1 protein-coding gene is annotated in these 1,807 nt (G+C 46.3%); it reads left to right on the top strand.

Annotation, left to right across the window (positions count from 1 at the left end):
* Positions 1-1,807 (top strand): DUF4815 domain-containing protein (locus tag ACFILU_RS02685; RefSeq protein ID WP_375674641.1); only part of this gene is annotated, 1,807 nt, incomplete at both ends.

Genomic DNA, 1,807 nt, shown 5'->3' on the forward strand with positions numbered 1-1,807 from the left:
CACACGGGTTGCCCCCTATGATGAGATGTGGCGCTATTTTCAACGGGTGCTCTCCCTTGACCGTCTCATGCAATTAGAGCGCATTAAAAGCAATGTAGACTCTAAAGAACCAGTCGCCAAAAAAGGCATGTTTGCTGATCCCTTTTTAGATGACTCTTACAGAGATGAAGGCTTTCAACAAACGGGGGCTGTAGGCAATGGCATTTTGCAACTTGCCATTGACCCAACATTCTATACTGCTCCTTTAAAAGCGCCTGTCACCCTTGACTGGACAAATGAAGTGATCATTGCGCAAGAGTTGACAACGGCTTGCGAAAAAATCAACCCCTATCAAAATTTTGCACCCCTGCCTGGTACAGTAACCCTCACACCCGCAACAGACTTTTGGCACGAACAGCGCACCGATTGGCTCTCCGGTATCACCAATCAAATCATCATGGGCAGGAACCGTGGGAGAAGCATTCGTAAAACAGAAGTGCGTGATGACTTGGTGAGTGCAACCCAAGAGCAAATCGATTTTTTGAGACAAATTACTCTTCACTTTAAAATTGAAGGTTTTGGCAGTAGCGAAATCTTGGAAAGTCTTACCTTTGATGGTGTGAATGTTTTACCGAATTATCCCCTTTTAGCCAATTCTTATGGCGCCATTGAGGGCACTTTTAAGATTCCACAAAACATTACCGCTGGCACAAAAAATGTTATCGCACAAGGCAGAGGTGGAACCATTGCAACGGGGCTTTTTACCGGTCAAGGTGTGATTGATGTGAAGGTCATGCGGCGTACCACCACGGTGAAGATCTGGACGCAAGTGGACCCACAAGCGCAAGTCTTTACCCCTGATGAAACACGGCAAATAACGGGGATTGACTTTCATCTTTGCAAAATCGGTAATCAAAACCATGATTTGGTGATTGATTTGGTCACCACTGAAAACGGTTATCCCACCGCCGATATTCAAGCGCAAAGCTTTTATTCTATGAAGGGCGCAAAGGCAGGTTGGGTAGAAGCACGCTATGATGTACCACTCCTTGTGATGGATGACCGTCTCACCGCCTTTGTGATTAAAACCGATGATAGTAATCATTCTGTCTCTTTAGCAAAGCTTGGGGATTTTGATGCAGAACACCAGAGATATGTCTCAAGCCACCCTTATGTAACGGGACCACGCTTTTCTTCTGTCAATGCACAGACATGGACCGCGCATCAAGATGAGGCTTTAGCCTTTCGCGTGTTGGCGGCACGCTACACACAAACAGAAAAAACCATTGATCTTGGCACTTTTGATCTTGTGGACTGCTCTGATTTGCAAATACGCGCAGCCATTGAATTGCCTTCAAGTGAGTGTTCTGTCATCTTTGAAATTGAAAGAAATAACGGCACGGTTTACCAACTCCTACCCTTTCAATTGCTCAGTCTTACCGAATATATCAGTGAAAAGGTAAAGCTTCGCGCCATTCTCAAAGGGACAGAGAAGCTCTCACCTGTTTTGTTTGCTCCTGTTCAATTGATTGCGGGGAAGATCCATAAGGAAGCCACTTATGTCACGCGTGCTTTTGCCTTTGGGGAAAAGGCAAGGTTAACGAGCTATATCAAAACCTTTTTACCGGGCGGTGCAACCTTTTCACTGGAGATGCAACTGGATGATGGTGCTTTCACCCCTTTGAAACTCGAGGAAACAGAACAACTCGCTGAGCCGCTTTGGACAGAGCGCAAATTTGTAAGCAGCGACAAAGGCGCCAAACAAGCGCGCTTAAAACTCACGCTTACCGGTGGACCGGCGGCACGGTCAATGGTGAGCGATTTTGGC

The sequence above is a fragment of the Bartonella sp. CL100XZDX genome, assembly GCF_042195375.1.
Classification (GTDB): Bacteria; Pseudomonadota; Alphaproteobacteria; order Rhizobiales; family Rhizobiaceae; genus Bartonella.